Annotated in this window: 16 protein-coding genes; 3 read left to right on the top strand and 13 right to left on the bottom strand. The window is 63.4% G+C overall.

Translation table 11 applies throughout. From position 1 onward, the window contains the following. Positions 1-148: 148 nt before the first annotated feature. Positions 149-3,349 (top strand): response regulator, encoded by a 3,201-nt coding sequence (locus FLM52_04695; protein NVN55096.1) that lies wholly within the window; start codon positions 149-151, stop codon positions 3,347-3,349. Positions 3,350-3,472: 123 nt separating this feature from the next. Here the strand turns inward: FLM52_04695 and FLM52_04690 are convergent, their stop codons facing one another. From FLM52_04690 to FLM52_04650, 9 genes are all read right to left on the bottom strand, one after another. After that, positions 3,473-3,850 (bottom strand): holo-ACP synthase, encoded by a 378-nt coding sequence (locus FLM52_04690; protein ID NVN55095.1) that lies wholly within the window; start codon positions 3,848-3,850, stop codon positions 3,473-3,475. Beyond that, a complete protein-coding gene (gene pdxJ, locus FLM52_04685) occupies positions 3,847-4,677 on the bottom strand; it encodes a pyridoxine 5'-phosphate synthase (protein NVN55094.1) in 831 nt (276 codons plus the stop codon). The genes FLM52_04690 and pdxJ overlap by 4 nt, the downstream gene beginning before the upstream one ends. 145 nt (positions 4,678-4,822) lie before the next feature. Beyond that, on the bottom strand, positions 4,823-5,539 hold the full coding sequence (gene recO, locus FLM52_04680) for a DNA repair protein RecO (GenBank protein ID NVN55093.1): 717 nt from the start codon (positions 5,537-5,539) through the stop codon (positions 4,823-4,825). 203 nt (positions 5,540-5,742) lie between these two features. Further along, the gene (locus FLM52_04675; GenBank protein NVN55092.1) at positions 5,743-6,687 is read right to left on the bottom strand and encodes a GTPase Era; all 945 of its coding nucleotides are present in this window, start codon (positions 6,685-6,687) and stop codon (positions 5,743-5,745) included. A 92-nt stretch (positions 6,688-6,779) separates the two neighbouring features. Continuing rightward, positions 6,780-7,472 carry a ribonuclease III gene (locus tag FLM52_04670; protein ID NVN55091.1) on the bottom strand — a complete coding sequence of 231 codons (693 nt, stop codon included), beginning with the start codon at positions 7,470-7,472 and terminating at the stop codon, positions 6,780-6,782. Between the two features lie 340 nt (positions 7,473-7,812). After that, positions 7,813-8,616, bottom strand: coding sequence for a signal peptidase I (gene lepB, locus FLM52_04665; GenBank protein ID NVN55090.1), 804 nt, complete (start codon positions 8,614-8,616; stop codon positions 7,813-7,815). 55 nt (positions 8,617-8,671) lie between these two features. Next, positions 8,672-10,492 (bottom strand): elongation factor 4, encoded by a 1,821-nt coding sequence (gene lepA, locus FLM52_04660; protein NVN55089.1) that lies wholly within the window; start codon positions 10,490-10,492, stop codon positions 8,672-8,674. 324 nt (positions 10,493-10,816) lie between these two features. Then, complete coding sequence (locus FLM52_04655) at positions 10,817-12,232, bottom strand: DegQ family serine endoprotease (GenBank protein NVN55088.1); 1,416 nt, start codon at positions 12,230-12,232, stop codon at positions 10,817-10,819. Positions 12,233-12,532: 300 nt separating this feature from the next. Continuing rightward, positions 12,533-13,003, bottom strand: coding sequence for a SoxR reducing system RseC family protein (locus tag FLM52_04650; protein ID NVN55087.1), 471 nt, complete (start codon positions 13,001-13,003; stop codon positions 12,533-12,535). Positions 13,004-13,130: 127 nt separating this feature from the next. On the opposite strand from FLM52_04650, the gene FLM52_04645 reads away from it, so the two are divergent. Then, positions 13,131-13,376: a DUF2132 domain-containing protein gene (locus tag FLM52_04645; protein ID NVN55086.1), complete on the top strand. Its 246-nt coding sequence runs from the start codon at positions 13,131-13,133 to the stop codon at positions 13,374-13,376. A gap of 186 nt (positions 13,377-13,562) precedes the next feature. On the opposite strand, the gene FLM52_04640 is transcribed toward FLM52_04645, so the two are convergent. Continuing rightward, a complete protein-coding gene (locus tag FLM52_04640; GenBank protein ID NVN55085.1) occupies positions 13,563-14,300 on the bottom strand; it encodes a hypothetical protein in 738 nt (245 codons plus the stop codon). Between the two features lie 366 nt (positions 14,301-14,666). Then, a complete protein-coding gene (rpoE, locus tag FLM52_04635) occupies positions 14,667-15,269 on the bottom strand; it encodes an RNA polymerase sigma factor RpoE (protein ID NVN55084.1) in 603 nt (200 codons plus the stop codon). A gap of 541 nt (positions 15,270-15,810) precedes the next feature. Between rpoE and FLM52_04630 the strand changes: the two genes are divergently transcribed. Beyond that, complete coding sequence (locus tag FLM52_04630; protein NVN55083.1) at positions 15,811-16,899, top strand: 3-deoxy-7-phosphoheptulonate synthase; 1,089 nt, start codon at positions 15,811-15,813, stop codon at positions 16,897-16,899. A 169-nt stretch (positions 16,900-17,068) separates the two neighbouring features. Here the strand turns inward: FLM52_04630 and dinG are convergent, their stop codons facing one another. Next, the gene (gene dinG, locus FLM52_04625; protein NVN55082.1) at positions 17,069-19,207 is read right to left on the bottom strand and encodes an ATP-dependent DNA helicase DinG; all 2,139 of its coding nucleotides are present in this window, start codon (positions 19,205-19,207) and stop codon (positions 17,069-17,071) included. 244 nt (positions 19,208-19,451) lie between these two features. After that, positions 19,452-20,756, bottom strand: coding sequence for a DEAD/DEAH box helicase (locus FLM52_04620; GenBank protein ID NVN55081.1), 1,305 nt, complete (start codon positions 20,754-20,756; stop codon positions 19,452-19,454). Positions 20,757-21,688: the final 932 nt, after the last annotated feature.

Raw genomic sequence — 21,688 nt, 5'->3', positions numbered from 1 at the left:
GACGAACGGGGGGCCGCGTCGGGGTGTAGATGATGCGCGCAGTATATCGCTCCCGCCCAGCCCTGTCAGGGCGCTCGCCATCGCTTCGCTCATGAGCGCGAGGTATGCTTGCCGCTGATGCTCGTTCGCCCTTTGACGATGGATTGCCATGCTGCTTCGTACCCGATTCCAGCTTGCCCTCTTGCTGCTGCCCCTCGCCACCAGCCTGATGTTCAGCCTGTATGCGGTGGACCGCGAGATCAGCGGTGAGCGCCTGGCCATGATGGAGCGCCTGCAGGCCAGCATGCAGGCCATCATGCCGGGCATGGCCAACGCCGCCCTCGCCGCTGACGACCAGCGTCTGCATGAGCAGGCCCAGATGCTGATCGACCAGCGCGACGTGCGCGCCCTGACGCTGCGCACCGCCAACGGCGGCGCCCTGTTGCATCTCGGCCCCAGCCAGCGCCCGGAAACCAGCACGCTGGTCGAGAGTCAGGCCTACCCCTCGGACCCGGGCTCGCTGGTGATGGTGATGCCGGTCATCGACCCGTGGCGCGAGACACAACGCGGCGAGCAGATGTCGTGGCTGGTGCTGGAGGCCTCCGACACCCGCCTGGTGCTGCACCGCTACCAGCTGCTGGTCGGCTACGGGCTGGCCAATCTGGTCTTCGGACTGGCGCTGCTGCTGCTGGCTTTCCATGGCTCGCGCCGCATGCTGCAGCCGCTGCATGAGCTGAGCGAGGCCATGACCTGTCTGGCGCGCGGCGAGACTCACCGCCAGCTGCCGGTGGCAGGCAATGACGACCTCAGCGAGCTGGCCGAGAACTACAATCGCAGCGTCGAGCAGCTCAAGCGCGCCCGCGAGGACATGCAGGACCAGATCGAACAGACCACCCAGGACCTGCACGAATCAATGGAAACCGTCGAGATCAAGAACATCGAGCTCGACATGGCGCGCCGCAAGGCGTTGGAAGCCAACCGCATCAAGTCGGAATTCCTGGCCAACATGAGCCATGAGATCCGCACGCCGCTCAACGGCATCATCGGCTTCAGCAACCTGCTGGGGCGCAGTGATCTGGACAACCGCCAGCGCGACTGGCTGGGACACATGCAGAATGCCTCCTCGAGCCTGATGTCATTGATCAATGACATTCTCGACTTCTCAAAGATCGAAGCCGGCAAGCTCGAGCTCGAGAAGGTCCAGATGGACATCGAGCCACTGATCGAGGAAGTGCTCGCCATGCATGCTCCGGAGGCCCATCGCAAGCATCTGCATCTGCTGGGACTGGTGTATGACGACGTGCCCCAGCGCTTCGAGGGCGATCCGATGCGCATCAAGCAGGTGGTGACGAATCTGGTCGCCAATGCCGTCAAGTTCACCGAACGCGGCGAAGTCATCGTGCGCGTGATGGTGGATGACCTGAACGGCAGCAACACCCGCCTCAAGATCGCGGTGGCAGACACCGGCATCGGCATGGACAGCGCCCAGCGCAATCGTCTTTTCCAGGCCTTCTCGCAGGGAGATCCATCGCGGGCACGCCAGTTCGGCGGCACTGGCCTTGGGCTGATGATCTCCAAGCGACTGATCGAGCAGATGGGCGGCGAGATCCAGGTCGACAGCCTGCCCGGCCACGGCTCCACCTTCCTGTTCAGCGTCCCCGTAGCGGTCAGCAGCATCGAGGAGCGCCCGCGCGAAGTCGTGTTCGATCATCAACGCATCTGCCTGATCGAGCCACACTCGGCCACCCGTCGCGCCCTGAGTTACCTGCTGACCCGCTGGTCACTGACGCTGGTCGGCATCGAAGAGCAGCCGGATCTGGTGGTGGTCGCGCTGGAGAGCCGTGATCTCAAGCGGCTGGATGAATGGGGTGCACGCCTCAAGCATCTGCCGTGTCGCGTGCTGGGCCTGCTGAACGCCCCTCTGCCCGCCGACGCCGAGAACCTGCAGCAGTACGGCATCGACGAGGTGGTCAGCAAGCCGGTCACACGCCTGCAGATGCGCCACAAGCTGGCCAATCTGCTGCATTCACCTCACCGCGACCCGACTCAGGCGCCGCGCAGCGACACCTTTACCTCCTTCGAGCCGACCACACGCGAGCAGAACTCAAGCACGGCGCCAGCCGCCAAGCCGACCGACAAGACTGATGCGAGCGCCACGTCTGTCAAGACGCCACCGGCCGGCCCGCGACCTGAGCTCACCGCACAGCCCGCGAGTCAGGAAACCTCCGCACAGCCTCGCAAGTGCGTGATGGTGGTCGATGACAACCCCTCCAACCGACTGTTGGCCGAGGAGCTGTTGACCGACATGGGGCTGGACACCCTGGCGGCCCAGAGTGGCGAGGAGGCGCTGGCCCTGGCTCAGGAGCAGGTCGTGGATGCCGTCCTGATGGATATCCAGATGCCGGGCATGAACGGACTGGAAGCCACCAAGGCGCTGCGTCATCAACAGCGCGAGGGCAACCGTCACCTGCCGGTGATCGCCCTCACCGCCCATGCATTGGCGCACGAGCGGCGAGAACTGCTGGCGGAAGGCATGGATGACTACCTGATCAAGCCCATCGACGAGGGTCTGCTGGCCAACCTGCTCAGTCGTCACCTGGGCATTTCACTGAACCCGCCACCGCAGGCAGCGCGCACGTCCAGCCAATCGCATAGCCCTGCCCGCAGCCAAACGCGCAGCCCCGCTCGCAGTCCGGCGACTTCTGCCTTGCCACCGGGAGTGAAAGACGCTGCCAGCCAGACCGGGTTCTCGCCGCCGGCAGCGCCGCTGCCCCACTCTGCCGCAAAGAACCGGCTTAGCCTGGAACAGGACGCCGACCTGCCGGTGGTCGACATGGCACTGGGCGTGGAGATGGCTGGTGGCCGCGAGGCCCTGGCGCTGGAGATGCTGAGGCTGTTGATCGAGAGTCTGCCGGAGAGCGAGGCCAGGATCCGTCGTGCCTGGCAGGCGCGTGACAACGAGGCGATGATCGATGGCGTACATTATCTCAACGGCGCCTGCCGCTACTGTGGCGTGCCGCGTCTGGCACTGCTGGTGGAAGCGCTGGAGACCCGCATCCGCGTCAGCGGCCTTTCGCGGCTGGAAGAGGATGTCGACGCCCTGTTCGCGGCCATCGATAGCCTGATCCAGTGGTCACACAGCGATGAAGCCAAGGCCCTGCTCGCCGCACCACTTGAGCCGGCCAGCCCCGCGGGTGAAACGCCTGAGACGCCGACAGCGCCCTCTGTCGAGACCTCGCCTTCATCCCCGCCCGCCCCCGCGCTCTCGGATGCCCCCGCTGAGCCCTCCGCGACAGGCTCGTCATCGGTAAGCAATCCACAGACAAGCGAGCCACAGACGAGCGAGCCTCAGTCCAAAAACCAGCCCTAAAAAAACCAGCCCTTCACCAGCCCTGCACAGACGACAATGCCACCCGCTGCCGCAGGGCAGGGGTGGCATTGTCGTTTCGAGCGCCGTGTTCAGAGGCGCGATACAGCGCCAGATCGAAGAGGGCTAACGCTCCAGCACCACGAAGGCGATGGCCTGATCACGCTCATCACTGATCGACAGGTGCAGATGGCGAATACCCGCCCGCGCGGTCAGAGCCTCCGCCTCGTCGGACAGCTTGAGCGAGGGCTTGCCCAGGGCGTCGTTGACCACCTGAATCTGGGTGAAGCGCATGCCCTGGCGCAGGCCGGTGCCCAGCGCCTTGACGAAGGCTTCCTTGGCCGCGAAACGCTTGGCCAGAAAGGCCGCCGGCTGAGGGTGATCGACAAAGCGCGCCAGCTCCTCTTCCCCCAGCAATCGGCGTGCAAAACGCTCGCCATGGCGTGCCATGCCTGCCTCGAAGCGCTCGATACGCGCGATGTCCGTGCCTATGCCGACGATCATCCGCAGCAGCCTGAGCCCTGCACATGCTCATGATCATCACCGTGTTCGTGGCCATGGTCATGATCGTGCGCATCCAGCGCGGCCATCAGGCCCGCTTCCTGGCCTGCGATACATAGACGCTTCATCTCGATGACGGCCTCCTTCAGACCGACGAACATGGCGCGCGCGATGATCGCGTGGCCGATGTTCAGCTCGTTGAGTCCCGAGATACCCGCGATCGCCTCGACGTTGTGATAATTGAGGCCATGACCGGCATTGACCACCAGCCCCAGCTCGTTGGCCAGCTCCGCGGCGGCCGCGATACGCTCGAACTCGACACGCGCCGTCTCGCCCGTGGCATCGGCATAGGCCCCGGTATGCAGCTCGATGACTGGCGCACCGGCCTCGAAGGCGGCACGAATCTGCGCAGGCTCCGGGTCGATGAACAGCGAGACTTCACAGCCCGCCTCTGCCAGACGCTCGCAGGCGGCAGTGATGCGCGCCAGATCACCGGCGACATCCAGTCCGCCTTCGGTGGTCAGCTCTTCGCGCTTTTCCGGCACCAGACACACGTTGGCCGGCTGGACTTCCTCGGCCAGCGCCAGCATCTCTTCGCTGACGGCCATCTCGAGGTTCATGCGCGTGTTGAGCACCTCGGCCAGAATGCGCACGTCGCGCTCCTGGATGTGGCGACGGTCTTCACGCAGGTGCACGGTGATGCCGTCGGCACCCGCCTCTTCCGCGACCAGCGCGGCCTGGACCGGGTCCGGATAGCGGGTACCACGCGCCTGACGCAGTGTGGCGATGTGGTCGATGTTGACCCCGAGCAGAATGCGCAGCGGATGCATGATCAGCTCCTAACGATGAACAAGAGAACAGGCATGGTGACGAAGGCCATGCCGAAGACATGTCGCGCCATACTATCACGCGTCACGCCCGAGCCGGAGCGGGAACCGACGCCGCAGCCGGACAGTGACGGCACGCCTGATGGCATCAGTCGGACTCGCGGCTCTGACGCCGCCTGGCCGTCAGCTGCATCATCAATTCGCGCGAGCGCAGCGGACGCTCTCCCAGCAGCGGCGCCAGCGCACGCCGCGCCAGCCACAGGCTCTCGCGGGCAAGCCCTTGATGGCCCCAGTCTTCGCTGGCCAGCAACTTCAGGGCGCGCCCTTCGATGCCCGCCGCGCCTGGCGGCTGTGCCTGAAAGCGTCGCTCACTGACCACATAGTCATAGCGCACGTCCGGCATCAGCGGGCTGTCATCCAAAGCACGAAACTGCGGCAGTTGCTCCAGCGCTTCCAGCAGACTGTATTCCAGTCGTCTGAGTGCGGGGGCGCGCCTGGCGGGCAGTGCCACCTCGTCCAACGTCAGCGAGTAGAGTGCGAACAGCTCCGGCACCGGCATTTCCACCGGCAGGGTGCGGGTCAAAAGCTCATTGGCGTAGAACCCGCACAGCAACCCCTCGCCCGCCAGCAGGCTGGCGCTGCCGCCGCTCTCCATCAGGTTGAGAGTCTTGAGATCGCTCTCGCCACGCCAGGTGACATGCAAGGGCGTGAACGGCTGCAGTCGTGCGCGCGCCTTGCTGCCCGGGCGCTGAACGCCACGCGCCACCGCGCGCACCCGTCCGTGTTCGAGGGTCAGCAATTCGATGATGGCACTGGTTTCACGGTAGGGCTTGCGATGCAGCAGGAAGGCCGGTTGCGGCGTCATCAGACAGGCTCACGTCAGACGGTGGCTTGGCAAAAAAAGCTGGCAGAAGGACTGGCAGAGGGCCTGGCAAGAAACGAGACCGCCCGGGAAAGGCCAGGCGGTGCGCGGCAGAGACCGCGAGGACATCGGATCAGCGACAGGCGGCACACGGCAGTCGCGAACCTTCTGGATCGCCACCACCCCGTACCGCTCGCGCGGCATCGTCAGTCCTTGTCGTGGGTGTAACCCAGACTCTTCAGGGCACGCTCGTCATCCGACCAGCCACGCTTGACCTTGACCCACAGGTTCAGCATGACCTTGGCATCGAAGGCACGCTCCATCTCGAGGCGCGCTTCACGCCCGATGTTCTTGATGCGCTCACCGTTCTCGCCGATCAGGATCTTCTTCTGGCCCTGACGCTCGACCATCATCAGCGCGCTGATGTGCAGGGTGCCGCGCTGATCGGTCTTGAATTCCTCGATCTCTACGGTCATCTGGTAGGGCAGTTCGTCGCCCAGCTGACGCATCACCTTCTCGCGCACCAGCTCGGAGGCCAGGAAGCGAGAGCTCTTGTTGGTGATCTGGTCATCCGCGAACATGTGCTCGCCCTGCGGCAGACGCTGCATTACGTTCTCGAGCAGCACGTCGATGTTGGTGCCGTTCTTGGCCGACATCGGAATGATGGCCGCGAAGTCACGACGCTCCTGCAGGCTCTGCAGCCAAGGCGCGAGGGTGGTCTTGTCCTTGAGCCAATCGATCTTGTTGACCACCAGAATCACCGGCGCCTTCACATGAGCCAGCTTGTCGAGCACGATCTGGTCTTCTTCCATCCAGCGAGTGCGATCGACGATGAACACGACGGCATCGACATCGCGCAGTGCCTGGGTGGCGGTCTGATTCATGAAGCGGTTGATCGCCTTGTTGCGATCGCGCTGCATGATATGGATCCCCGGGGTATCGACGAAGACGCACTGGGTGCCCTCTTCGGTGTGGATACCCATCACCTGGTGACGCGTGGTCTGCGGGCGACGCGAGGTGATCGAGATCTTCTGGCCCAGGATGTGGTTCATCAGCGTCGACTTGCCGACATTTGGGCGACCGACGATGGCGACGAAGCCACAGCGGGTGTCCGGCAGCGGCTGATCGCTGACACCGGCGGCCGCCAACATGCTGTTCAGCGCATCGGCATTGCCGGCGCCGTTGTCAGTGGAGTGATCAGAGGCGTCGCCGCTCGGGGTGACGTTGTCTTCTGGGGTATGGCTCATGAGCGGCCTCCGCGGGCAGGTTCGAGCAGTTGCAGCGCGAACTCGGCCGCCTGCTGTTCTGCATGACGACGGCTGGAGCCGACGCCTGTGGTCTTGGTGTCGAGCATCTCGACGTGGCAATCGACGCTGAAGGTCTGCGAATGCGCTTCGCCCTCGACGCTGGTCACCTCATAACGCGGCAGTGCCGCCTGACGCGATTGCAGGAATTCCTGCAGACGCGTCTTGGGGTCTTTCTGGGTGTCCTGAAGATTCAGCGCTTCAAGACGGGTGGCGTACCAGCGCAGCACGTGTTCACGTGCCGCCTGCATGCCGGCGTCCAGATAGATCGCACCGATCACGGCTTCCACGGCATCGGCCAGAATGGACTCGCGACGGTGACCGCCGCTTTTCATCTCGCCGGAGCCCAGACGCAGGTTCTCGCCGAGATTGAATTCACGCGCCAGCTCCGCGAGAGTCTGGCCCTTGACCAGACGCGCACGCAAGCGTGACAGCTGGCCTTCACGGGCCTGGGGGAAGCGCAGGAACAGCGCTTCGGCGATCACGAAGTTGACGATGGAATCGCCAAGGAATTCGAGACGCTCATTGTTCTGGCCACCATAGCTTCGATGGGTCAGAGCCAGTTCCAGCAGGCTCGTATCCTCGAATGTGTGGCCGATACGCTTTACAAAGGCATTCAGCGGGCTACTCACAGGTCTCCCTACTCTCTTTTTGTCGCTGACGCCCGCAGGCGTCCTGTCGAATGGTGCATCAGTCATGCTGGCTGATGCCTGTCGTCTTCGACATGTCTCGCGATGCCCGAAGCCTACGCGGCTTGAGGAGTTGCCGATTGCCACCATCCCAATCCGATATTCGTCAGCCGCGCTGCCCGCAGGCTTGTGGCCACGGGTCCGACATGATGAACAGCAGGTTGACATGGCAGGCACGACGCATCGTCCCATGTCGAAAATCCGCACTGATGAGGCCGGCGGGCCAATGTGGCCCTGCCAGACACGACCGGGCCGCCTCTCGGCGGCCCGGTCAATGCACTGATCAATGAATCAGGCGTACCGAGGAAAAGTCCGGGAACCCTTCTTTCCAGTGCATCCACACCGCCACCGCCTTGCCGACGATGTTCTCTTCCGGCACGAAGCCCCAGTAGCGGCTGTCGTTGGAGTGATCACGATTGTCACCCATCACGAAGTACATGCCTTCCGGCACTCGTAGCTCGCGCATCTGCGGGCCGGGGTCCTGAGGGTTATTGTAGATTTGATGCGCGTGTTTCCCCAGTGTCTCATCCAGCAGATCTTCACCGGACTGCTCACTGGAGCTGCGCGCATTCAATGTCTTGTCGATGGCCTCACCATTCACGTAGAGCTGCTTGCCTTCGTAGCGAATGGTGTCGCCCGGCAGACCGACGACGCGCTTGATGAAGTTGGTGGACGGATCTTCCGGGAAACGGAACACCATCACATCGCCACGCTCCGGCTCGCCGACTTCCAGCACCTTGGTGTCGACCACCGGCAGGCGCAGGCCATAGTCATACTTGTTGACCAGAATGAAGTCGCCGATCTTGAGCGTCGGGAGCATCGAGCCGGACGGGATCTGGAACGGCTCGAACGCGAAGGAGCGCACCACCAGCACCAGCAGCAGTACCGGGAAGAAGGACTTGGCATAGTCCACCGGCCACGGATCACGCGCCAGATTCTCACGCGTGCCAGCGTCCAGTTCTCCTTCAACGGAGGCCTCGGCCTTGGCCACACGCGCCTTGCGCGCACTGCGCAGGGCAACCAGGTCTATCAACCACACCATGCCGGCTACCGCTACGGCAATCACCAATACTAGCGAGAAATCCATCGTTGTCCCTGTCTGCCCTGGGTCTTGGTGGCAAGCCGCCAGACGGCGGCCTGCCTCAGTCGTTCATCTTGAGCACGGCAAGGAAGGCGTCCTGGGGGATTTCCACCCGGCCGACCTGCTTCATGCGCTTCTTGCCCGCTTTCTGCTTCTCGAGCAGTTTCTTCTTGCGGCTGACGTCGCCGCCGTAACATTTGGCGGTCACGTTCTTGCGCAGCGCCTTGACGGTGGAGCGTGCCACGACCTGACCACCGACGGCAGCCTGGATCGCCACATCGAACATCTGACGCGGAATCAGCTCTTTCATCTTCTCGACCAGCAGACGGCCGCGGCCATGTGCATGATCACGGTGGATGATCGCCGCCAGTGCATCGACGCGATCACCGTTGATCAGTACGTCGAGACGCACCAGCTTGGCCGCCTCGAAGCGCTCGAAGCTGTAATCCAGTGACGCATAGCCCTTGGAAATGGACTTGAGACGATCGAAGAAGTCCATCACCACTTCCGCCATCGGCAGTTCATAGATCAGCTGGATCTGGCTGCCCAGGAACTGCATGTCGAGCTGAACACCACGGCGATTGACGCACTCGGTGATGACGTTGCCGACATATTCCTGCGGCACGAGGATGGTAGCGCGGCAGATCGGCTCGCGCAGCTCATCGACGTTGGCCATGTCCGGAAGCTTGGACGGGTTGGACACCGGCAGCACATCGCCGTTGTCCATCAGCACCTCATAGATCACCGTCGGTGCGGTGGTCAGCAGATCGAGATTGTACTCACGCTCCAGGCGCTCCTGGATGATCTCCATGTGCAGGGTGCCGAGGAAGCCGACACGGAAACCGAAGCCCAGCGCGTCGGAGTTCTCCGGCTCGTAGTCCAGCGAGGCATCGTTGAGCGCCAGCTTCTGCAGCGCGTCACGGAAGTCCTCGTAGTCATCGGAGCTGATCGGGAACATGCCGGCATAGACCTGCGGCTTGACCTTCTGGAAGCCCGGCAGGCGCTCGACCTGATCAGCGGTCTTGGTGTGCACGATGGTGTCACCCACCGGCGCTCCCATGATGTCCTTGATACCGGCGACGATGAAGCCCACTTCACCGGCACGCAGCACGCCGGTTTCCTTGCGCTTGGGCGTGAAGATACCGATGGCGCCGGTTTCCCAGTCGCGTCCGGTGGACTTCAGACGAATCTTCTCGCCCTTCTTCAGGGTGCCATCGAAGATACGCACCAACGAGACGACGCCGAGGTAGTTGTCGAACCAGGAATCGATGATCAGCGCCTGCAGCGGTGCTTCCGGATCGCCCTTGGGCGGCGGAATGTCACGCACCAGACGCTCGAGCAGCACTTCCATGCCCATGCCGGACTTGGCCGACACCTGACAGGCATCCGTCGCGTCCAGACCGATGATCTCCTCGATCTCCTGGGAGACCTTGTCCGGGTCCGCCTGCGGCAGATCCATCTTGTTGAGGACCGGCAGCACCTCGAGGCCCTGCTCGATGGCGGTGTAGCAGTTGGCCACCGACTGGGCTTCGACACCCTGGCCGGCATCGACCACCAGCAACGCCCCTTCACAGGCATACAGCGAGCGCGAGACTTCATAGGAGAAGTCGACGTGCCCTGGTGTATCGATGAAGTTCAGCTGATAGGTATTGCCATCGTCAGCGTGGTAGTCGAGGGTCACCGACTGCGCCTTGATGGTGATGCCGCGCTCACGCTCGATGTCCATCGAGTCAAGCACCTGCTCCTTGAGCTCACGGTCGCTCAAGCCTTCGCACAGCTGGATGATGCGGTCAGCCAGCGTGGACTTGCCGTGGTCGATATGGGCGATGATTGAGAAGTTGCGAATATGCTTCAAGGACGGCGGCGTTACGCGTTCGGTCATGGATCACTGCTCTGTATTTGTGCCCGTCTCCGTGAAAATCACACGGCCAGCACGGGAGACGACGGAAATCGGATTGCACGCATTGTACAGTCCGACTTGCAGCGATGATAGAAGGCGTTGCCTTTTGCGCCCGTCCGGGCCCTGTCACGCCCCGCCTGAACTCGGGTGAGCCGCAGGGCCGCTCGGTAGCAGACGGGGCGCACAGTCGCCCGTGCGCCCCGTCTGCTACCGGAGTGACCGCCGTCCTGCTGGTGGCGGTCACCTTCTGTTGCCTGCGCGCTCGTCAATCCAGTCCTCGTCACTATTTCTCAGGCGCTGGCTGGATCACTTGTCGCTGTCGGCACGCATGCGCAGTGCGATGTACAGCGGGCGACCGTTGCGCACCAGGCGCAGCGAGACCGGACGGTTGGTCGGCAGCTTGGCGACCACATCGCGCAGCGCCTGCACGCTGGTCAACGGCTGCTGATTGAGTTCCACCAGCACATCGCCAGCGCTGATGCCTGCCTCGGCAGCCACGCCCTGCGGGTCGACTTCCATCACGCGCACCCCGTGATCGAGATTGAGCTCGTTCAGGCTGGCCTTGTCGAGCTCTGCCACCGCAACACCCAGCCCCTGCTTGTCATCACTGGCCTTGCCGGCATGCGCCTGCTCACTGCCCGGCCAATGGCCGACCTTGGCAGTCAACGTCTGACTCCTGCCATCGCGCAGGATGGAGAGCTTGAGCGAATCGCCCGGCGAGCTGGCACCGACCATGCGTGGCAGGTAAGCCGAACTCTCGACCGCCTTGCCATCGACGTCGGTGATGATGTCACCACTCTTGAGGCCAGCGGCGGCGGCAGGGCCATCCGGATCAAGATCGGCGATCAGCGCACCACGCGCACGGTCGAGCCCGAAGGATTCGGCCAGATCCTTGGAGACCGGCTGAATGACGACGCCCAGCCAGCCGCGGTCCACGCGCCCATCGGTCTTGAGCTTGTCGGCGACATCCATCGCCACATTGATCGGGATCGCGAAGCTCACGCCCATGAAGCCGCCGGAGCGGGTATAGATCTGGGAATTGATGCCCACCACATCGCCATCGAGATCGAACAGCGGCCCACCGGAGTTGCCCGGATTGATCGCCACATCGGTCTGGATGAACGGCACATAGGCGTCCGACGGCAGGGTACGATCGATGGCGCTGACGATGCCGGCGGTGACGGAATGGTCGAAGCCGAACGGTGAGCCGATCGCGGCCACCCATTCGCCGACTTCCAGCGCATCACTGTCGCCCATCGGCAAGGTCGGCAGGTCTTCCGCCTTGACCTTGAGCAGCGCGATATCGGTCTTCTTGTCCTCACCGACCACCTGCGCCCTGAGTTCGCGACGGTCATTGAGGCGCACCATCACCTCATCGGCACCGTCGATGACATGGGCATTGGTCATGATGTAGCCATCATCGGAGATGATGAAGCCAGACCCGAGGCTGGACCGCTTCTCGATACCCCCACGACCCGGGCCGGGCAGCTGATCACCGAAGAAGCGCTTGAAGAATTCGGGCATCTCTTCGCCATTGGGCCCTCGGAACACCGGCCCCGAGCTGCGCTGGATCTCGGTGGTGGTCGCGATATTGACCACCGCGGGTGCCGAATCCTTGACCAGCTGGGTGAAGTCGGGCAATTCACGAGCCTGGACCAGCTGGGAGCCCATCAGGGCAGCCATGGCCAGAGCAGGTACCATCAGGCGGGAAAGGGATTTCATCAGTGCGGCTCCTGGTACGTCCTGTCATCACTTGTTATCAGGCGTGCAATCACGCAACTACTGACGATGGCAGCGTCACATCGCTGGCGGCGTCCTTCTCATTGACGTCGAAGCGTCGTTGAAGTTCAGCGATTGGTGCCGCGCTGGACGCAACCATGCGTCGCCAACATCCGACAGGTGCCGATGCCAGCCCGATGCAGACTGACGACGCCACCTGCTGACTACGCAAGTCATTCCCCTATCTACCGGGAGAGTCGACTACCGCTATCACTTGAGCACGTCATCACTTGAGCACGACGACTACAGCGCCTTGATTGCCATCGCATCCATGCCGAGACGACGCATCAAGCGCGGTCGATAGAGCGCCTGGCGCTCAGGGCGCGCGGCATGCCAGCGCACGGCCATCAGGCCCGCCGCCAATGAGAGCGCGAAGCCCAACGGCACCGCCAGGGTGCCGGCGCCCGCCAGCTGCTCGGCAACGATGCCCCCCAGCATGCCGCTGACCAGCGGCAGGCCATACAGCAGGCCCGCACTGCGCAGAAACGCCGACTCATCGATGCTGATCACCACCCGCTCGCCTACCATCGGCAAGTCCTCGCCTGCCGGCACATGGATCAGCACGCGATGCGGCTTGCGACGGGAAAACTGGCTCAACAGGCCGCTGCCACAGCTACTGCGTGCATTGCAGGCACCACAGGTGGAGCGACGCTGGGTCTCGACCCAGACGCCTTCCTTGCCATGCCCCGTGACCTGCCCCTCTTCTTGCATCATCTTGCTGACTCCTGCAAAAACTCGCCGCGCACTGGCGACACATACGCGTAGAATAGCGTCATTCACGGCGGCACTTCACGCGCCTCAGGCCCGACAAGCGCCCACGATACCATCAACAGGAGCCCGCATGAGCGACGCACCCCCATCCACTTCCCGCCTGGACCCGCTGCACGGCGTCACGCTCAAGGCACTGCTGACCTGGCTGGTGGACCACTACGGCTTCGAGACCCTGGGCGAGCTGATTCCCATCAACTGCTTCCTCAGCGACCCGAGCATCAACTCGAGCCTCAAGTTCCTGCGCCGCACGCCCTGGGCACGCGCCAAGGTCGAGGCGCTCTACATCCAGACGGCAGATCGCTATCTGCATGACTGAGGCCGAGCGTGGTCACACCGGCAAGTGACGGCGCTGGCCGGACGCGACCAGCTCATGTGGGCGCAACCAGGATATACAGACAAGAAAAGAGGGGCAGCCAATGGCTGCCCCTCTTTTCTTGTCCATCCCTGCTGCTTTCCTCTGGCTTGGCTACGACGCCAACGCAAGCCGGTCACCCAGCGAACGTTACTGGGCAACATCCTGCAGGCTGATCCACTCGCTGCGCTCCGGCACCGGGCCACGCGAAGAATGCTGGCTCAAGTAGGCCTCGAGCAGACGGCGCTGGGCGAGATCCGCCGCGGCGACATTGCTGGACGACATGCCGGAATCGTAGCTGCCATTCTGCGGCGCCATGAACATCGGGCGCGAGCTGGAGGGCGTCACGCCGACCTGCATCAAGCCGCTGTTGGTGCCGGGCTGTACCCACTGAGACGCCTCGGCATTCACCGACGGCTGGCTGACCTGACGTACGGTACCACCCTGGATGGCTGAACCGCCCTGATTGGCGGAAGAACCACTGGCAAGCTCTGCACCGCTGTTCACGCCGCCGGGCACCCCATTGTCACCGCCATTGAAGACCTGCACGCCGGTGATCACCATCACCGCCACGCCTGCCGCGATGGCCGCGGAGCCGGCAAAGGAGAACAGGCTGCGACGCTCGGCCGCGGGCGGTGCGCTCGCGGGAGCCTCGCGGGAGATCAGCTCGACCTCGGCGCTGACCGCCGATGCGATATCCAGAGTGAAGGTGCTTTCCCGCTCACGATGCATGGCGCTGCGCGCCAGGTGATAGCGGCGCCAGGTGTCTGCAGCCTCAGGAGACTCATCGAGCCCCTTGAGGACACGACGCAGATCCAGCTCGTCCCCCTCCGCATCCATCAGCGCGGACAGCGACTCCTTCACGGATTCGGTGGTCTTCAGATTCATGCGTAAATACCCTCACACTCGTCAGATTGAACGACGACTTCAATCTGCTCTCCTGGCAACAAATGGCGTCATTCACCATGGCGGCTGATGGCCCGAGCAGACCAACGGCAGACAGCGTTACTGCGCCGTGGAAGAGGGGGTTTCGTGCCCTGCCCCTCGCCACTCGCCTTCCAGCGCTCATGCACGCAGTCGCTGAGCTACATGACTACTGAACAGTAAGAACACGCGCTGCACGGATTGTTCCGCCATTCATTCAGAAAACATTCACTTTAGATGCAAGATTTCGCCAAGCTATTGAGTTGATTGAATTTAACCAACAAGATTCTTGTGGCTTTTCTCTCACAGAGGCGACGCAGAACAGCGACGTCACTCGACGCCAGACACCACCGTGGCGGGACTGACCAGCCCCTGAATCGCCTTGTCGACCGCTTCACGTGCCCGGAAGATACGCGAACGTACCGTGCCCACCGGGCACTGCATCACTTCGGCGATATCCTCATAGGACAGACCATCGAACTCGCGCAGCGTGATGGCAGTGCGCAGATCTTCGGGCAGCTTCTCGATGGCCTCGAACACGACCCTCTCCAGCTCATCACGCGCCATGGCGGCTTCCGGCGTCTCGATGTCCGACAGGCGACCGGATTGATCAACCACCTCGGCATCGCCGACATCCATGTCGGTACCGGGCGGACGACGGCCACGCGAGACCAGATGATTCTTGGCCGTATTGATGGCGATCCGGTACATCCAGGTGTAGAAGGCGCTCTCGGCCCGGAAATTGGGCAACGCACGATAGGCCTTGATGAAGGCTTCCTGGGCGACATCCTGAACTTCTGAATGATCGTGTACGTAACGGCTGATCAGGCCGAGAATCTTGTGCTGATATTTCCTGACCAGCAGATCGAAGGCGCGGTTATCCCCTTTCTGGGCGCGCTCGACCAACTGCTGGTCCGTTTCATTGACACTCATTCACTCGCTCCCTCCGCGGGAGTGGAGGCACCGCTTGCGGACTCCACATCAGGAATCCCCGGGGCATCAGCACCTGACAGGAATTGCGACTCGCGCATGCGTTATCCGGCCCCTTTGATATTCGTTGTGATGGATGCGATGCCTGGCGCGGGGCGAATAAAGCGCCCGGCGGCCCGCTGACGCGACCAAAATCAACGCACAGTGTTCCTGTTTATCATTTGTACGGCAAGACGCCATGCCGTCAAAGCCTCAGGTTTCGCGTGTTCACTCCCGTCATGACAGCGTTTGGCGACGCTGACACGTCAAAGCGTAACGATTTCTTTACGATTTACGCTCATCTTGATTCATACGAGCCTCAAGTCAGCGCAAGTCAACTTGACAGTTGATTAAATTTGACCCAAGGACGCTGACAAGCCGGCATGCAGCAGATACCATGGGCATCATTCAGTACGCACAACACGGATGGCGGGCGCAAAGACGCCCGTCTGACTCTGCCAGCCGCCATGCAGACCGCACACCGCACACCGCTCAGGACACTGTCATGTCAGAACAACACGTCAACAACCTCAACGTCCTGTCCCAGGACGTGCTGATCACCCCCGAAGCGCTCAAGCAGGACATCCCGCTGACCGCCAAGGCCGAAGAGACCGTCATCGAAGGCCGCCGCACCATCCAGCGCATTCTGGACGGTGAAGACCCGCGCCTGCTGGTCGTGGTCGGCCCCTGCTCCATCCATGACCTGGACGCCGCCCGTGATTACGCGCGCCGCCTGAAGGTGCTGGCCGAAGAAGTGAAGGACAGCCTCTATATCGTGATGCGCGTCTACTTCGAGAAGCCGCGCACCACCGTCGGCTGGAAAGGCCTGATCAACGACCCGCACCTCAATGACACCTTCGAGATCGAGGAAGGCCTGCACATCGCGCGCGGCCTGCTGGTCGAACTGGCCGAGATGGGGCTGCCGCTGGCCACCGAAGCCCTCGACCCGATCTCCCCGCAGTACCTGCAGGACTGCATCAGCTGGTCCGCCATCGGTGCACGTACCACCGAATCCCAGACCCACCGCGAGATGGCCTCCGGCCTGTCGTGCCCGGTCGGCTTCAAGAACGGCACCGACGGCTCGCTGGATGTCGCCGTCAACGCCCTGCAGTCCGTGTCCCACGGCCATAACTTCCTGGGCATCAACCAGGCAGGCCAGGTCGCGATCATCCGCACGCGCGGCAACGCCTACGGTCACGTCGTGCTGCGTGGCGGCAACGGCAAGCCGAACTACGACAGCGTCAGCGTCGCGCTGGCCGAGCAGGAACTGGCCAAGGCCGGCGTCACCGCCAACCTGATGGTCGACTGTTCCCACGCCAACTCCAACAAGGACCCGGGCCTGCAGCCGCTGGTACTGGAGAACGTCACCCAGCAGATCCTCGAGGGCAATCGCTCCATCATGGGCCTGATGGTCGAGTCGCACATCAACTGGGGCGCGCAGAAGATCAATGCCGACCGCAGCAAGATGGAATACGGCGTTTCCATCACCGATGCCTGCATCGACTGGGCCACCACCGAAGACACCTTCAAGACCATGGACGCCAAGCTCAAGGACGCGCTGCGCGCTCGCCTCGAGCAGCCTGCCGAAGCCTGAGCCAGAAACCTGAGACCACTGGCTTCAGGCCGGCAGCATTGGGTGTCTCGTCCTGAAAAAGCCCCGCCGATTGGCGGGGCTTTTTTGTGGCCGCTGGGTCGGCAGCTGACGGGCCAGCTCTAACCGTCCAGCCCTGAACCATCAGTCCTGATCCATCAGTTCTGGCCCATCAGTTCTGACGCACGCCATCGATCTCGCGCACGAAGGGCGGCAAGGCCTCGATCAGCTGCTGGCCATAACGCTTGGTGAGGATACGTCGATCCAGAATCGTGATACGCCCTTCATCGGCCTCCTTGCGAATCAGGCGCCCGCAGGCCTGCACCAGCTTTATGGAGACATCCGGCACCGCGATGCGCATGAACGGATTGCCACCCCGCGACTCGATCCACTCCGCCAGCGTCGCACCGACTGGGTCATCCGGCACCGCGAACGGCAGCCGCGTGATCACCACGTGGGTCAGATACTTGCCGGGCAGGTCGATGCCCTCGGCGAAGCTCGCCAGCCCGAAGATGATGCTGCCGCGCCCGCCATCCACCGCCTTGCGGTGCTGACTCAGCAGCTCATGCTTGGGCAGACGACTCTGCGCCAGCACCCGCTTGCGGGTCTCGCCATCCAGCGCCTTGTTGACCGCCGCCAGCTGCTTGCGCGAGCTGAACAGCACCAGCACCGCCTCGCGCACATCCAGCGCATTGACGAAGTCGACGATCGCCTGCTCATGCGGGCCGGGCGGCGACGGCTCCACCGCCTCGCGCGGAATGGCCAGCACCGCCTTGCCATAATCGAACGGGCTGGGTAGACGCTGATAGCGATAGCGATTGGCCAGGCCCGCGCGCTCCTGCAGGCGCTCGAAGCGATTGAGCGCCGTCAGGGTCGCGGACGTCAGCACTGCGCCGAAACAGGCGCCCCACAGGTGACGCGCCAGCGTTTCCGCGGCCGACACCGGGCTTGCCGAGACAGTCATCTCCGGCTCGCCATTGAAGCGCTCGAAGGTCAGCCAGCGCGCATGCGGCGGCCCATCCGCGGGATCGCTCAGGCCGATGGCCTCCCACAGCGCTTGGGCTTCCAGCGCACGCCCGTGCAGCAGGGCCACCAGCGGCAACCAGTCCTCGGCATTCTCCTTGGGCAGCCCGGTGGCCTTCTCCGGGTCCAGACTCTCGCGCAGGATATCGGCGATCTGCTCCAGCGCCCGTGACAGCTCCGCGAAGCCCTTGAGCAGATTGTGGCCCAGCTCCTTGAGCGCCTCCGGTGCCTGACCGCGCTCGAAGCGATGATTGGTGACGTCCTCGCCGGCCCCATTGGGCAGATCCGCCAGCTGATGCCCCAGCCCGAACACCTCGCCCAGACGCGGCTCGATATCCGCCAGCAACTCGGGCATGCGCGCCAGCAGACGGCCGATGGTCGGCTGACTGCCCAGCGCCGCATTCAGCTCGGTGAGCGACTTCTTGAGGTTGCCCAGCCAGCGCAGCGTCTGATTGATCGGCGTACGGTGATGGAAGTGATCCAGCGCCTTGTCGGGCAGATGGTGCGCCTCGTCGAAGACATAGATGCAGTCACTGGGCGATGGCAGCACCAGCCCGCCACCCAGCGAGAGATCCGCCAGCACCAGGTCATGGTTGGCGACGATGATGTCGGCCTGCTCCAGCTGACGACGGGCCCGGAAGAAGGCGCAGGCCGAGAAGTGGCTGCAGCGGCGATTGGTACACTGACGATGGTCGGTGGTCAGACGCGCCCAGTCGCGGTCCTCGATCTGCAACGGCCAGCTGTCGCGATCCCCTGCCCACTCGCCGCTGGCATAGTCCTCGGCCATCTTGCCGGCCAGCTCCACGAAGCCGCCGCCGTCGCTGGCGATCATGTCGCGCTCGAACAGCGCCATGGTCGGGTTGTCCTCGACCCCTTCCAGCGCCTGGTCGAGCTTCTGCACGCACAGGTAACGGCGACGACCCTTGGCCAGCGCATAGTCGAAGCTCAGCCCCGAATGCTTCTTGAGCGCCGGCAGGTCTTGATGCATGACCTGTTCCTGCAGCGCGATGGTCGCGGTCGAGACCACCAGCCGCTTGCCGCGCGCCTTGGCCACCGGCAGCGCGGAGAGCAGATAGGCCAGCGTCTTGCCGGTACCGGTACCGGCCTCCAGCACGCAGACATGCTCGTTGCCGAGGCGATAGCCTTCCGGATTCTGCTCGATGTTGCCCAGGGTGCGCGCGATCTCGGCGATCATCAGCCGCTGCCCATAGCGCGGCGTCAGCTCAAGACCCTCGAGCAACTTGCGATAGGCGCCCTGAATCTCGCCCTTGAGGCTATCTTCCAGCATTGCGTGTCTCTCTCCTCAACTGGCCATCCACCCCTACCCCACGACAGCCGGTTACGGTCAACAACAATTGGCGACTGGCGACTGGCGACTGGCGACTGGCCACTCGTCGTCAAGCCAGCGGATCATGGAGCGCAAGACGGCGAACAGCCTGAGCTGTCCGCCGTCTTTGCGTGCTACTGCCATCTACCTCGACTGCCCCGCGCGGCCGGCCACCTTTCTTTGGCTGGTCGGAGGCAAGCAGGCGTTACAACAGGCCCTGGGGCGGCTGCTGACGCGGCAGCGTTTCCTGCAGGTAGTCCTCGATCTCCGGCAGTGAGAAGACATCTTCCTCACCGACGAAGCTGATCAAGGTCACATCGCTGAAGCTTGCACGGTGGACGTAGTCTTCCGGCACTTCCGGCAGCGTGAAGTTGATCGCATGGGTCGCGTCTTCGAGTGCGAAGCCGCGCCCGGCGACATCGCTGACCACCAGCACCTTGAGCTTGCCGTTGCGGAAGGCCTCATGGGCTTCCAGGCGCTCGGTCTGGGTCTCGGCGCCGGACATCACCGCCGACTCGATACCGGCTTCCTTGAGAGCGGCGTTGATCCTGCGCACCAGCCCACGGCTGTTGCCGAAGACCACGGAGCGCTCCATCTCGCCCTGCTTCACCAGATTGATCAACAGACGCAGCTTGTCATCATCGCTCACGGTGTAGCTCTGCACGGCGTCGTTGTCCGCCGCGATGGCAGCCGTCGCTTCGTGCTCGACCGCGACCTGAGTTGCCTCATGCGTCCACTGCTCGGCCAGCCCCAGCACGTCGGAAGACAGTTCGGCGGAGAACAGCAGCGTCTGGCGCTCTTCGGGACGTGGCGTGGCGCGGATGATGCGCTTGACGTCAGGAATGAAGCCCATCGACAGCATGCGGTCCGCTTCGTCGACCACCAGCACCTCGGTCTCGGAGAGATCGACATCGCGCTTGGTGTGGAAATCGAGCAGGCGGCCTGGCGTGGCGACCAGCAGGTCGACCTTGCGCTCGAGGCGTTCACGCTGCTTCTGGTAGTCCATGCCGCCCACCACGCAGGCCACCGAGATGCGCGCGAATTCGGAGAACGCCTTGGCGTCCTTCTCGATCTGCAGCGCAAGCTCACGGGTCGGCGCGATGATGACGGCACGCGGCGCGCCAGGCTTCTGGCCTTCCGGCGCTTTCTCTTCCAGGAAGTAGGCCAGGGTGGCGATCAGGAAGGCGGCGGTCTTGCCGCTGCCGGTCTGGGCACGGCCGACCACGTCACCACCCAGCAGCGCCTTCTCGAAGGTCTGGGCCTGGATCGGGGTGCAGTATTCAAAGCCGGCCTTCTGGATGGCACGCATCAGCGGCAGCGGCAGATCGAAATCATGGAAGCGCCACTGGCCGGCGACCGGCGCGACCGGGAACTGATCGAGGTTCCACTTGGACTGGGAGCGACGCGGCTTGCGACGACGACGCTTGGGTTTTCTCGGCTTCTGGTTCGGGTCCTGCGGCTCTTGCTGAGTCTGCTCAGCGGCTGGCTGGGTCTGATCCGTCTCGCTCATGTAATCCGTTCTTTTCAAGGGTTCATATGCGACAGGCGCGGGTCGTTCTCGGAATCTCGCCGTGACAGGCCACATCCGGCTGGTTCGTCATGCCCAGTCGTCTCACCTGGTTCGCCTGACTCGCGCCTGATGCGCGGTAGTCTCGGGCTGCATGCGCCTTTACCGGATTGGGAGCCATCCCCTGCCCTTGTGCGGCAACACCCCCTGGGTGTGCGTCTCCGGGGCCGCGCAGGCCTCGGGTGCAGTAAGGACACGAATGCTCTCACCTGTTCTTGACGGATTCACGCATCCAGCGCGCCCTTGCCCGAATGTTCGGCAAGGGACTGGAGCGGACGTCTGCCATGAGGGTTCACTCACGTGGCAACGGTCATGTCATCGCCGGGCTCACGTAGCGGACAGGCTCATGGGTCGCCACAAGGACGGCCGATACTGCATGTCGGTCGAAAGGGCTTCTTCTTCGGGCGAGGAACAGGCTGCAGGGCAACCTTCTCCTCGCCAGCTGACAGTGCGCCGCCGCTCATCGTCGTGGATCGGGCAGCGCCCCTGTCGGGGTCATTCAGGTAACACTCACATATTGCTTGTCGCTGGCACGGGCAATGGCAGCAAGACTGGCGCGTCCGGCAAGCCGTTGTCTCTGACGTGCGTGAGGGGAAGCGTGCCCAGAGGGGCAGGCGACTCGCCATCGTGCGTGAGACGCAAGGCGCCGGTTCAAGCGACCCGTCACGCACCTCACCTGCGGGCAGCGACGATAACGCCGACATATTGTACCAGCCCGCCGGCGTCTTCGCGCCCCTGCATCATGACGCACTCGATACGAGACAACCTCGTGTGCACGACACGCGATGCTTCTCACCACGACGCCCCTCATGGCACCCGCCCCACGCAGGCTGGTAGAATGACCGTCAACTGATGCGGTTGCCCGCGTGCCGCGG

The sequence above is a fragment of the bacterium Scap17 genome, from assembly GCA_013376735.1.
In the GTDB taxonomy this organism is placed as follows: Bacteria; Pseudomonadota; Gammaproteobacteria; order Pseudomonadales; family Halomonadaceae; genus Cobetia.
This window is presented reverse-complemented; position numbering and strand designations above follow the sequence as displayed.